A 13,309-nucleotide genomic window follows, 5' to 3' on the forward strand; every position below is an offset into this window, starting at 1 on the left:
TAAAATACCACATCCATTTTAGCGTAAAAAATAAAAAAAAACCATTCCTAAATTTTATAATTTAGGAATGGTTTTAAAATATAATCTAAGAAGATTTAATTTTTATCAGGTCGTATAATCATTCTTAATGATTGATCTTTTGAAAAATACGCTATCATCCAGTTGTAAAAAGTCTTTACTCGGTTGCGATAAGCGATCAATGAAATAAGGTGTATAAACAACCAAATCATCCATGCAAAAAAGCCTTTGAAGTGCATTTTAGGTTTTGGAAGATCAACGACTGCTTTATTTTTTCCGATGATTGCCATGGAACCTTTGTCATGATATTTAAACGGACGCATTTGTTTATTATCTTTTAATAATTTAAAGTTTTGCGCTAAATTAATCCCTTGTTGAATAGCGACTTGTGCCACTTGCGGATGTCCATTAGGAAAACCTTCATCGGTGAGTTGGATACAAGTATCTCCTATCGCATATATATTTTGAGTTCCATTTACCTTATTAAAGGCGTCAGTAGCCATTCTTTTTCCACGACCGTAACTTTCTTCAGGAATTCCTTCAAACGCTTTTGCAGATACTCCTGCTGCCCAAATCAAATTTTTTGTTTGAATGGTTTCACCGTTTGAAAAATGAACCGTATCGTCAACATAATCAACTACCATAGTGTTTAATTTCACTACTACTCCTAAATCTGTTAAGGCTTTATAAGTGTCCTCCTGAGATTCTTTGCTCATGGGTGTTAATAGAGCATTTGAGCCGTCAACTAAATAAATATTACTTGCAGAAGTCGCTAGCTCAGGATATTCTTTAAGAAATATACTTTTTCTCATTTCGGCAAACATACCTGAAACTTCAACTCCTGTTGGCCCTCCTCCTGCTACAACAATAGTAAGTAATTTTCTTCTTTTCCTAATATCTTTACAAATGGCCGCTTTTTCTAGATTTTTTAAGATGGTATTACGCATCTCAATAGCATCATTGAGCGTTTTCATCGGAATGGCATTTTTCTTTACGTTTTCCATGCCAAAATAACTCGTTTCAGCACCAGTAGCAAAAACCAAATGATCATAGCTTAATTCGCCATTGTTAAGAATAATTTTATTTTCTGATGGAACTACTTTAATCAATTCTCCTAAGCGAAATTGCAAGTTCTTTTTACCTGCAAAAAATTTTCGAAACGGATAACTGATACTGGATGGCTCCAAAAAGGCTGTAGCAACCTGATATATAAGTGGTGGAAAGAAATTATAATTGTTTTTATCAACTAAAGTAACATGAATCCCTTTTTGGTTTAAAAGTTCCTTAGCAAGATTTATTCCTGCAAATCCCCCTCCAATGATTACAATTTCCATAGCGTGTTTTTTTAATAATTATAGTACAAAAATAACCTTTATAAACTTCAAACTTTGAAAAACAAGTATTAAAAAAGGGTTAAAAGAAGTTCTGTTTTCAGCAACAACTATGTATTTTTTTTATAGTCACGCCGGTATCATATTAGTAATTAACTAATAAACCCACTCCAAAACCCATATCGCTATCGTAATGAGTCCTAATACCCATGTTTTTGTTTATGATATAGCGTAAATCTGCCATATATTCCTTGTCGGTATTTACCATAAAACCTGCTCGTAATCTTTTTGAAACTGGAATGTCTTCGCGCATTAATTGGAAACGGACATCGCCATTATGATACACTTCTGCTTGAAAAATGACTAACATTGGTAATGTATAATCAAACCCTATACTTACTAGACTTCGGTTATCCTTAGTGTTAGACTGGTTGAATAAATTAGTTTCTTGTTGGTCCTTTCCCATTTTTCTATAGCGATAATCAAATCCAACAAATGGCATAAACCATTGATTTTTGCCAATGTATCTGCCCATGTGAGTTTCTACTTCATAGCCGTGCATACTGTTATATCCTAAACGCCATTCTGTGCCAAAACTCCAACGTGCATTCTGCACCATTGCCATTCCATCATTACCATTGGTCGCAAAATCATTTTGAGTCATAAAATGAGTTTCATTACTTTCGGCTTGCAATTTTTTATAAGCTGCAGCTTTGTTCGGTAAATAAGGATTCGGTTCTGAATTTTCATAACTAAATACCCGATTCATTCCAGACATCATGTGGTACAATATATGACAATGAAAGAACCAATCACCATCTGCATTTGCAGCAAATTCGATTACATCCGTTTCCATTGGCATAATGTCTAATACATTTTTCAAAGGAGAGTATTCGCCTTGGCCGTTTAAAACTCTAAAGTCATGTCCGTGTAGGTGCATAGGATGACGCATCATAGAATTATTGTATAATGTGATGCGAACTATTTCTCCTTTTTTAATTAAAATTTTATCCACTTCAGATAATACTTTGTTGTCCATACTCCAAACATAACGGTTCATGTTTCCCGTTAATTCAAATCTAATTTCGCGCACGGGAGCGCTCTTGTCTAGCGTAGTTTTAGTGGGCGATTTTAACATTGAATAATTCAGCGTTACAATATCGGCATTCATAGAACTCATACTGTGTTTTGAATGGTCCATTTTCATTCCACTTTCTTGTTCCTCTCCTTTGGAAGAATTTGGAACGGATTCAGGATACATAACTATATTCATATCCATTTTTTGTAATGACATATCCATTCCCATGTCGTTCATTGAACCATTCATGTTCATCATGCCATTCATCATCTTCATACCTTCAAAATATTTCAATTTTGGCATTGGACTGACTAATTGTTTGATTCCTTTACCAATATAAATTGAAGTTGATTTAGTTCTGTCTTCTGGAGTTGCTAAAAACTCATAAGAAGTATTTTCAGCAGGAATAGTAACGACAACATCGTAGGTTTCTGAAACTCCAATAATCAATCGATCTACTTCAACAGGTTCTACATCATTACCGTCGTTAGCAACTACCGTCATTTTTCCGCCAGCATAGTTTAACCAAAAATAGGATGAAGCACCACCATTCGAAATTCGTAATCGTACCTTATCTCCGGCTTTAAATTGGGACAACTGACTTTCATATTTTCCGTTGATTAAGAATTTGTCATAGTACACATCACTCACATCCATGGCTAGCATACGTTTCCATTCGTTGGTTAATTTGGTTTTAAAATGTCCTGCTTGTATCGCTTCTGTATAACTTTGAGTGGTTCCTTTTTTAATGGCAAACCAGTCAGAAGCATTATGCAATAATCGATGTACATTTTTTGGATTTAAATCGGTCCATTCGCTTAAAATTACGGGGACTTGAGGCAAGTCATCAATTCCTTTTCTAAACGTTTTATCGTCGGATTTTTTCTTTAAAATTAACGAACCATACATCCCAATTTGTTCTTGCATTCCGCTATGACTGTGGTACCAGTGCGTACCATTTTGAATAATAGGGAAACGATACGTAAAAGTTTCGCCAGGTTCAATAGGCATTTGAGTTAAGTGCGGAACCCCATCTTCTTTATTGGGTAAATATAAACCGTGCCAATGCAAAGAAGTGCTTTCTTTCAGTTGATTATGGACTACAATTTCAGCAATGTCGCCCTCAGTAAAGGTTAAAGTTGGCATTGGAATCTGACCATTTACAGCAATGGCCCTTTTCTCTTTTCCCGAAAAATTGACCAATGTATCTTTTACATAAAGATCATAATGGACTACTCTTTGGGCTAAAAGTATATTCGAAATAAAAAGTACAAAAACAATAGTGATTATTGTATTATTTTTCATTTTCTACTTTTTTAATCATTAAATTTATTTGTTCAATTATTATTTTGGAGCAGTGATTATATCAGCTGCTATTTTTTTTACTTCTCGATCTTTAATGAGCAAAGTGGTTTTATAAAGATATTTACTTTGTCAAATTGAAAAAAGTATAATATAAATTAAAATAAAATCCCTCGGAGGAAGATCGCGTCATCGAATTGATTAATTCTTTTCTGTATCCTAAATCCAAACGTGCTTGACTATTAAAAATAAATTGAACAACTGGAACTGCATCTAAATACGATTTTCCATTTTCATTGATAGTTTGACCAACAAATTCTAACATTAGGTTAATATTCGTTTGCTTTAAACTAGTATATTTTTTTGGATACATTAATTTACCAAAAGACAAGGTGTAGTTAGTCGCAGTGCTTCCAAAATTATCAGGAAAAATATGATTTGAAGTATTGTCAAATGCTTTTTCAAAACTTAGAGATGAACTTATTGCAAGTTTTTTAATCAATTTTGTAGCAACAATACCAGTTTCAAAACCGGTGTTGTTACCCATAATCTCAATTTGTTCTTGATTTACAGTTGAATTGTTAAAGCTGTACCGAGCAAATGCCGCCATTCGAAAATGACTATTGATATCATCCTCAGAATAAAAGCGGTACTTTGCATAAACTCCTCCACCTTCTGCTACAAAATTGTTATCAACATTGCTCGCAAACGCTGACACTCTCAACATTAAATTCTTATTGATTCCGTAACTTACTTCAGGCATTAAATGATAATTATATGCTGAACCACTCTCTTTTTTGAAAAAGGATTGCAGCACATTTACACCTAAAGAGTTTGCAGGAACATTACTTGCTGGATCTGTAACAAGGAATAATTCCTGACTCGTCCCTTTTTGAAAAATGAAAACGATAACTACTACTAGAAATTTCTTCATTATTTTACAATTTTAATATGAAAATCCATTTCATTGTTCATGGCGTAAGTTGTGCTGTTCTTGTAGGATTTAGATAGTTTTTTAAATTCTTTATCGGTTACATATCCTTTATCCAAAATCTGTACTTGAACTTCTTTATTCTTGCTTTCTTTACCATCCACAACAACATAAGAGTTTTTCTTTAGAGTTTCAGAATCAACTGTAACAATTAAAGAACCGATGAAGAATCCTGCTTTTTCCACTTTTTCTTTGAAGATCGAAGGAGATAACGAATTATTATCTGCTAACGAAACAATGAAGGTGTTAGAATTTAAGTCTATTTCCACATTCTTCACTTCTGGCATTGATTTTAATTGCTTGTTAATTGCATTTGAACACATAGAGCACGTTAGTCCGGTTGCTATAATCTCTGCTTTTGCAATTTGTGCATTACTTACCGTAGAAAGCATGACCATTAAAACTATTAAAAAGCTGTATTTTATATTTACTATTTTCATTTTATTTCTTTATTAAATTAATTATTTCTTGATCTGTTGGATTTTTCTTTATTAATATTCCTTTGCTATCAAAAAGAAATTTTGAAGGCAATTCCTCTACTCCAAAAATAAGTGCTGCTTTTGCATCAAAACCTTTTGGGTCGATTAATTGCAAAAAAGATATCTTATCTTTTTCAATAGCTTTACGCCATTTAGTAGAATCAGTATCTATTGAAATTCCAATAATTTCAATTTTACTGGAGTCTAAATCCCCATGCATTTGCACTAACTTTTTATTGCCTACTCTGCATGGTCCGCACCATGAAGCCCAAAAGTCTATTAGCACGTACTTACCTTTAAATTCGTTGATATTAACTTTTACATTTTTACTATTTTGCAGTTCAATTGAAGGAATTGTGTCTCCAATTTTTATTTGTGCAAATGAAGTTACACTAAAAATCAATAACGCAAAGGCGATTAGTTTTGTCCTGATATTCATTATAATTATCTGTTGTTTTATAAAAAACAAAGTCCAAATTTCATAAATGGACTTTGCTCCTTTTATTTTATTGTTTCTACCGTTTTACCACAAGTCAGCATCATCGCACCGTAATACGGATTTTTAACTGCATTTTCTTTACTCAACCAGTTCGCACCTTTTCCTTTATTTGCCATTGGACAAAACTGATAGTAGATTGGGTTTTCTGTTTTCGAAACTTTGATTAATTCGTACATATTTTTTGACAAATTGATAAATCGCTCTCTTTGGTGTGCAATATCTTTAGTGTCAGCAATGTGTTTAGCGTCTTCTTTTAAATTGGTAAAAACTTTCATCCAAACCATGTGGACATCCATTTCTAATTGATCCATTTTTACGACTTCTAAATTAGAAAGTAACATTTTAGCAATTCCTGAAGCCTTTGCTCCATCAGAATTTACCAATGCATCCTTGACTGCAAAATAGTTATCGAAAACTGCCGTAAGTTGGTTATCTTGCTGCAATTCTGTTTTTGTCATTTCCATGTGATTTCCATGATTATCATGATTCTCTGTAGTTGCAGTTGCTTTAACAGCAATTTTACTTACTCTATCATATTGGCAACAACCGTGTAATTCATTATAAACTTTGTCTGGAGCAAGAAACTTATCGCTATCGTAACCAGCTAAAGCAATACGTTTTAAAATTTCGGCTTGATTTGTTTTTTTAGCATCATACGTTAAAGTAGCCATTTTAGTATCTTTATTCCAATCTACTGTAGCTACATTTTTTAGATTACCTGCTTTTTCTATTGTTTTTTCGCACATGCCACAGTTACCGTAAATTTTTACGTTTTCAGTTACTGAATTTTTTATTTGTGCGTTAGAAATTGTAAAGGTTAACAACATAGTTGCTGCTACCAATATATTTGAAATTGAATATTTCATGGTATAGGGGATTTGTTTCAAAAGATTAAATTCTTTTGAAAATGATTTAATTAAAAATTTTAATTGTAGTAATTATAAAAAAAAGCGTGCCAAACAGGACCTTATTTGCTCTATAATTTAGAAAAAATTACTGCAAAAGCAATAAAATAGCCATATCTATGGCTGTCATAAAATAAAATTAGCCTATTTTAGGAATAAGCCATAATGAAGTAAATCCAGACGAAATAAAAGTTTTTGAACTGTAAAACTTCTGTTTTTCATTTGGAAAATTAAAGAAAGTGTAAGCAAATTCGTTTTCGCTAAACAATGCTAAGCTAACTTGTACCGAAGTTGTTGTACAAGTTGAATGTCCGCATTTACCGTCGCAACCGCTATTTTTATCTGCAGCATGACTTTTCTCAGAGCACTCTTTATGTTCTTGTTTTGAAGTTGTTTCTTTTTTACAACATTCTTTTTCTGACTGAGTTCCACACGCATAAGTCGAACTTGGCAATAGAAATAAGCCAAGCGTTAGAATTATGAGATATAGATGTAACTTTTTAGTCATTTGCCAAAGGTAAGCAGTAATTTTTTTAATAGGTTTAATTTTAACATTTCATATTGATTAGAATAATTACTATTTCTTCCCTACTCTTTGAATATCAGAATGGTATTACGACGCATGTTAGTTTTTACTTTTGAATTTCATTTAGCATAAGTAAACCATAAAAACACTATCTGGCTTAATGTTTACTATTATTGTTTGGATACAAATTCAAATTCCTCTCTACCGCCATCCATAACTCGTGGATGCTACAAGTGTTTCATTACTTCTTTTTCTGATAAAGTAAGCTCTGATTGTTTCATTCCCTTATCTTCATAATATTTATTAGGTAAACTTTTAGATTCAATTTTTTGCATGATATTGGGATGTACGTAATAGGATCTGCACACTTTAGGAGTGTTACCAAGCTCATCTGCTACCATTCGAATCAGCGCATTGCTGAACTTACTCTTTTTAGTTTCACCAATTGCTTCAATGGCATAAGGATATAGTTCCACTGCTAAACGACTAGCAACCCATGTTCTAAAATCTTTACTACTAAATCCTTTACCCATGTGCGCATGTATGTATTCATTTACATCGTCACTATCTACGGCTTGAAATTGACCATCATCATTCTTATATCTAAAGATTTCATACCCCGGCAATTCTGAGGTTTTCTTAATTAATTTTGCTAATTGTACATCATCAATCTCTACATGCCGCATTTGATTGCTTTTACCTTTGTATTCAAAAACTACCTGATTTTTCTCGAAAGTAATATGTTTTCTTCTTAATGTAGTTAAACCAAAAGTTCCATTTTGATTTACATATTGTTTGTTGCCTATTCGAATACCTGTTTCGTCTAAAAGTAATATAATTAAAGCTAAAACTTTATTTTTGTTCCATTCCTTTTCAGCGATATCTTCTAAAACTTTTATCCTAAATTTTTTAAGTGATTTACCAAAAGCTTTCATCTTAGCGAACTTCTCTTCTTGTTTGGATTTTTCAAACTCCGAGTGATAAATGTATTGTTTTCTCCCTTTTGCATCTCTCCCAATGGCTTGTATGTGTCCATCATCCCATTTGCAGATATAAACGTCGGTCCACATTGGCGGAATTATAAGTCGGCGAAACCTACTCAATAGTAATTTATCTTTGATTTTATTGCCGTCTTCATCAAAATATTGATATCCTTTTCCTCGTTTGCGTTTGTGAATTGACATTGCTTCATCGTCAACATGTTTTATGTCAATTTTAGTTTCTATCTTTTTCATAATCAATAACTATTTAATTAATTAAAGGTACTGAATAAGGAAATTACAGAATTTTAGAATAATTAAAGAATTTTATATAATTATTGCAAGACTAGATTTACAACAGATTTTTACCTACAATTTAATAGAAAAAAAATAAAAAAGCCATTCCTTTATCTTATAATTTAGGATTGGCTTCAAAGTATCATCTAAGATAGCTTAATTTTTATTAGGTCTAATAATCATTCTAGGAGATTGATTGCTTTAAAAACAGTCAATCATACATTTATAAAGTGTTTTGACTTTATTTTGATAAGAAATCAATGAAATTGATAACTAGCCAAATCATCAGGAAAATATTATAATGAAATAAACCATTGCATAACTTTATCAAGCTCTTGCAATGGTTTAATTATTTAATCTTTGTTTTGTAAGCAAAAAATCATTCTTTAAAAAACTTAAAAGCTTTTACGCTCTCTAATTTTAAGAAGTACAATCCATTTGTCAAAGCTTGAATATTAATTTTTATCTTATCATCGATACTTCCCGCTTTTATCATTGATCCAAGAACATTGTATATTTTATAATTTTCTGTTGTAGTTAATGCTGAAATTTGAATAAAATCTGAGGAAGGATTAGGGAATATTTGTATCGTACTATTTAAATAATCAAAATTGTTTAGATCTAATGTATTATCTGACAACCAATTTGAAGTTGCACCTGTTAACGAAAATTTATTTAAAGTTCCATTATTTAAGCCAAGTTCGTCAATTAAAATAGTTTCTGAAGCGTTATTTCCACCAGCTATTCCTTGATTAAATTTATAATACGAAACTAAACCTGTTTGTGGTAATACTAACTCGTTAGATTTATTAGTACTAATTTGATTTCCTGTTCTGGCAGTATTCCAGATACGAACTTCGGCAATGTCTACATTTAAAAACCTGTCATCAGCAAAGGCTGAACCAATATAAATTTTAGGATTTGAATTTAGGACAGTCGAACTCCTGGAATTTGTCTTATTATCTAAAATTCCATCGACATATAATTTAACTCCAACGTTAGCTTCTCTAACTACGGCAACATGATGCCAATTTCCATCAAAAATAGTAATTTTTCCATTAGTACTGACGCTACTACTTCCGTCCCAAAAACTTAATTTATTGTTTAATATTGAAAAAATAAAATCATTTGCAGGGCCACTTACATCTGAGTCAAGAATTCCAGCACCTTGAAAAGCCTTCATTCCACCAGGGGAACTACTAAGTACCTTTATAAATGCCTCTAAAGTAAATGTGGCTGCTGTAATATTATTAATAGCAATAACATCGTCTACACCGTCAAAATTTAATTTGGTTGCAGTTTGCCCATTAGAAGTAAAAGAAAGCAACATTATAATTGATGCTAGTAAGTAGTTTTTATTCATAAATACAATTTTATTAAAATGATTTAGTGTTAGGTAATTTTTTCAAAAGTAAATGAAATATTTTAAGCATTATAATTTATCAAAAGATGTTTAATTCAAAGTAGATAAAAAAGTAAAACGGAGTGTTTTTTCAAAAAAAGTAAACTGTTTTATTTCCCAACTCTATCAATGATAAAGGTAGTTCGTAGTTTCTCAATTTAGTCTTATCACTTCTATCAAGAATAAAAATAGTTCCCTTTAATTTTAAAAATTGATCTTTACTTTCTACATTTCGACAAAAAGAAAAAACCATTGCTTGGCTTTATCAACCTCTTGCAATGGTTTTAAATTTTACATTTAAAAGACTATTTCATTTTTTGTCTTTTAACCGGTTTTTCGGTTGGCTCGCTTTTGTTTTGCAACAAATAATTAGCCAATAGTTTTTCAATCAATTCATCTTTAGTTAAATGATGAAAAACGGTTTTTATTTTTGTTTTCAATTCCGCATCCACTTCATGGTTGGGTTTAGTTTTGAATATTTGTTTTGCCCATAAAAGGGTATTATTTTCTTCGATACTTAGTGTACTTGGTTTTTTGAATTCGCTGAATTTAATTCCCAATTCTTTTTCGAATTCGGCAATCTCACCCACTTCTTCTGGTTGTAATACCGTTAACGAAAGTCCCTTTGCTCCTGCTCTAGCTGTTCTTCCGCTACGGTGAACGTAAGCTTCGTAAGCGTCCGGTAAATGGTAATTGACAACATACGAAATTTCCTTTACGTCAATTCCTCTTGCGGCAAGATCTGTAGCTACCAATATATTAATATGACCTTCACGGAATTGCTCCATAATACGATCTCTGATTCCTTGTGATAAACTACCGTGTAATGCACCGGATGAAAAACGATTGATTGCTAAATTCTTAGCTAGTTTATTAACAGCAGCTTTGGTTTTACAAAAGATAATTCCGCGTTCGCCTTCTTTTGAATTCAGGAAATGCATCAAAACATCTAGTTTTTCAATTGGATCTACCACGATATATTCGTGATCAATACCTTGATTTCCTGCTGTTTCCATGTTGGCACTAACTTGAATTACGTTTTTATTTAAGTAATTCTGAACCAATTGCTTGATGGTTCCTGGCATAGTTGCTGAAAACAAAAAGGTTTTGTGCTCTTTAGGCAACTCAGCTACGATTTCGTCTAGGCTTTCCTTTAAAATAGAAACCATTTCATCTGCTTCATCAAGTACCAGAAATTTAGTTTCTTTCAGATTGATAGCCTTACGCTGAATTAAATCAATCAAACGTCCTGGTGTTGCAACTACAATATGCGTTGGCGCTGTTAATCGTTCGATTTGAGGTTTGATAGGAATTCCTCCGCAAGTTGCTGCAATAGAAACGTGAGGTAAGAAAGTAGCAAACGACTCCAAATTTTTGAATATTTGTTGGCCTAATTCTCTTGTTGGTGCCAGTATTACTGCTTGCACAACTGGAGAATCAGTATCTATTAATTGTAAAATAGGCAGTCCAAAAGCAGCTGTTTTTCCAGTACCTGTTTTTGCAAGTCCCACTAAATCGGTCTTGTTTTCCAGAAGTAAAGGAATTGTCTTTTGTTGGATTTCTGTGGGTACAGTAATCTTCAATTCGCTAAGTGCTTTAAGTAAAGCGGTCGAAATTCCTAAATCAGTGAATTGTTTTGACATGTTTTTTGGATGTGTTATTTTATAAAAAATAGTTGTTTGTAACCGTAAATACTAGCCCCGATTGAAATGGAAATCCCACGCTTTTGGGCGTGGATTGCAATGGAAAGCGGGAAAGAGCTCCTAATAAAAATTAATCTTCATCAGGTTCGTTCATAATCTTCTCACGGTATTTTTTTCCTGTTAACAATACTAATTTTAATTTGTAATCGTCAACAAGCCATTCGCGGTAGTTTTTACTGCATTGACTCAAACATTTTGAATAGCGCTTAATACGGCAATCAATATCATCTTCAAGTAATTTTCCTAATGCTTTTGCCTCTTGCAAGGTTTCAGAATTATCGACACACATGGCAGCGTGTTGCTCTAATGATTTATCAAGCACTTCTTTAGAACGTAAGTTTTGTTTGATGATCAGTTTATGTTCTTCATCGACATCAAAACTAACGTCAGCTGTTTTGCTGAATTTAGCACGCAATTCTGGAGGCATACTGTATTTAAAATACAACTCAATTTCCGTATCGTCACGTAAGTTTTCTAAGTAAAATTCAGGCGATTTAAAGATATGTTGCCAGTTAACAGGCTCACTCCACAACCCAAAACGAGCTGCATTGTTCCCTAAATCGATCACGCTAAAGTTATCTTTATTTGGTAATTTACGAGAACCACGACCGATCATTTGGTAGTATAAAGTCAATGATTTTGTCGCTCTATTTAATATAATAGTCTCCACAGTAGGCTCATCAAAACCAGTGGTAAGAATCCCAACGGAGGTTAATATAGCGTCTGGCGTATGCTTGAACCAATGTAAAATTTCTTTACGTTCTTCAGTGCTACTGGTGTTATCCAAATGGCGAATTTCATAACCTGCTTCTCTAAACGTTTCATAAACATACAAAGAGGTGTTGATGCCGTTATTGAAAATTAAGGTTTTCTTGCCTAAAGACTTCTCCGTATAGGCATGCAATAATTTCTCTTGCATAGCCATATTAGTATATAAATCATCTGATGATTTTACGGTGTAATCTCCGTTGATACCTACTTTCAGCGATGTTAAACCAACGTCATAGCTGTAGGTTACGGCTTTCGCCAAAAAGCCTTTGTCGATCAATGAGCTAATAGTATCTCCTACAATTAACTCATCGTAACTTTCGTGCATTGGCAATTTAATATTCGAACTCAGCGGCGTGGCTGTAACCCCTAATATAAAGGCGTTTTTGAAAGAGCTTAATAATTTTCTGAAAGAGTTGTAATGCGCCTCATCGATAATTACTAAACCGATGTTGTCTAAATGCAATTTTTCATCATTGATTCGGTTTTTCAAAGTTTCTACCATGGCAACAAAACAAGAGTAATCGTTTTGGTCTGGAAGTTCTTTTACTTTACTGTTGATGATTTTATTTTTTACATCAAAACCCTTCAACATTTTTGAGGTTTGCTTACAAAGCTCAATTCTGTGAGTTAATACAACTACTTTTTTATCGTGTTTTGATAAATAGCGGCGAACGATTTCTGAGAAAACTACTGTTTTCCCTCCACCTGTTGGTAATTGATATAATAAATGATGTTGACTGGGTCCATTATCGATTCGTTCAAAGATGGCATCTATATCTCCTTTCTGGTAAGCATAGAGTTCTTTTTTGTCTTCGATTTCAATTTCTAAAGTGTTTTGCGACATTTCTTGTTATTGGATTTTTGCAAAAATACGCCTAAAAAACAGTTTAATTGTCACATTTAAGTAAAAATATTGAGTCGTCCTTAAATAATATTGATTTATAGATCACTAAATATTAGCAGAAAAACATAAGATTGTTTTTTTAACCATATAAGACATGTTAAGTTTTGAGTTTAATCTTAGTTC

General features: G+C 32.6%; 11 protein-coding genes. All 11 read right to left on the reverse strand.

Going from position 1 to position 13,309, the window contains the following annotated elements; translation table 11 throughout:
- Positions 1–95: 95 nt before the first annotated feature.
- Positions 96–1,352 (reverse strand): NAD(P)/FAD-dependent oxidoreductase, encoded by a 1,257-nt coding sequence (locus LNP27_RS11605; RefSeq protein ID WP_229941762.1) that lies wholly within the window; start codon positions 1,350–1,352, stop codon positions 96–98.
- Positions 1,353–1,494: 142 nt separating this feature from the next.
- Positions 1,495–3,732, reverse strand: coding sequence for a multicopper oxidase family protein (locus LNP27_RS11610; protein ID WP_229941763.1), 2,238 nt, complete (start codon positions 3,730–3,732; stop codon positions 1,495–1,497).
- Between the two features lie 121 nt (positions 3,733–3,853).
- A complete protein-coding gene (locus LNP27_RS11615) occupies positions 3,854–4,663 on the reverse strand; it encodes a hypothetical protein (protein ID WP_229941764.1) in 810 nt (269 codons plus the stop codon).
- Entirely contained in the window at positions 4,663–5,160 is a 498-nt protein-coding gene (locus tag LNP27_RS11620) for a heavy-metal-associated domain-containing protein (RefSeq protein WP_229941765.1), read from the reverse strand. The genes LNP27_RS11615 and LNP27_RS11620 overlap by 1 nt, the downstream gene beginning before the upstream one ends.
- Before the next feature lies 1 nt (position 5,161).
- On the reverse strand, positions 5,162–5,638 hold the full coding sequence (locus tag LNP27_RS11625) for a TlpA family protein disulfide reductase (protein ID WP_229941766.1): 477 nt from the start codon (positions 5,636–5,638) through the stop codon (positions 5,162–5,164).
- 62 nt (positions 5,639–5,700) lie between these two features.
- Positions 5,701–6,564 carry a DUF3347 domain-containing protein gene (locus LNP27_RS11630; RefSeq protein WP_229941767.1) on the reverse strand — a complete coding sequence of 288 codons (864 nt, stop codon included), beginning with the start codon at positions 6,562–6,564 and terminating at the stop codon, positions 5,701–5,703.
- A gap of 178 nt (positions 6,565–6,742) precedes the next feature.
- Entirely contained in the window at positions 6,743–7,111 is a 369-nt protein-coding gene (locus tag LNP27_RS11635) for a hypothetical protein (protein ID WP_229941768.1), read from the reverse strand.
- A 245-nt stretch (positions 7,112–7,356) separates the two neighbouring features.
- Positions 7,357–8,364, reverse strand: coding sequence for a DNA topoisomerase IB (locus LNP27_RS11640; protein WP_229941769.1), 1,008 nt, complete (start codon positions 8,362–8,364; stop codon positions 7,357–7,359).
- A 421-nt stretch (positions 8,365–8,785) separates the two neighbouring features.
- The gene (locus LNP27_RS11645) at positions 8,786–9,769 is read right to left on the reverse strand and encodes a LamG-like jellyroll fold domain-containing protein (RefSeq protein ID WP_229941770.1); all 984 of its coding nucleotides are present in this window, start codon (positions 9,767–9,769) and stop codon (positions 8,786–8,788) included.
- Positions 9,770–10,113: 344 nt separating this feature from the next.
- A complete protein-coding gene (locus LNP27_RS11650) occupies positions 10,114–11,451 on the reverse strand; it encodes a DEAD/DEAH box helicase (protein ID WP_229941771.1) in 1,338 nt (445 codons plus the stop codon).
- A gap of 130 nt (positions 11,452–11,581) precedes the next feature.
- A complete protein-coding gene (locus LNP27_RS11655; protein WP_229941772.1) occupies positions 11,582–13,126 on the reverse strand; it encodes a DEAD/DEAH box helicase in 1,545 nt (514 codons plus the stop codon).
- Positions 13,127–13,309 lie beyond the last annotated feature (183 nt).

This window comes from Flavobacterium galactosidilyticum (genome assembly GCF_020911945.1).
Classification (GTDB): Bacteria; Bacteroidota; Bacteroidia; order Flavobacteriales; family Flavobacteriaceae; genus Flavobacterium; species Flavobacterium galactosidilyticum.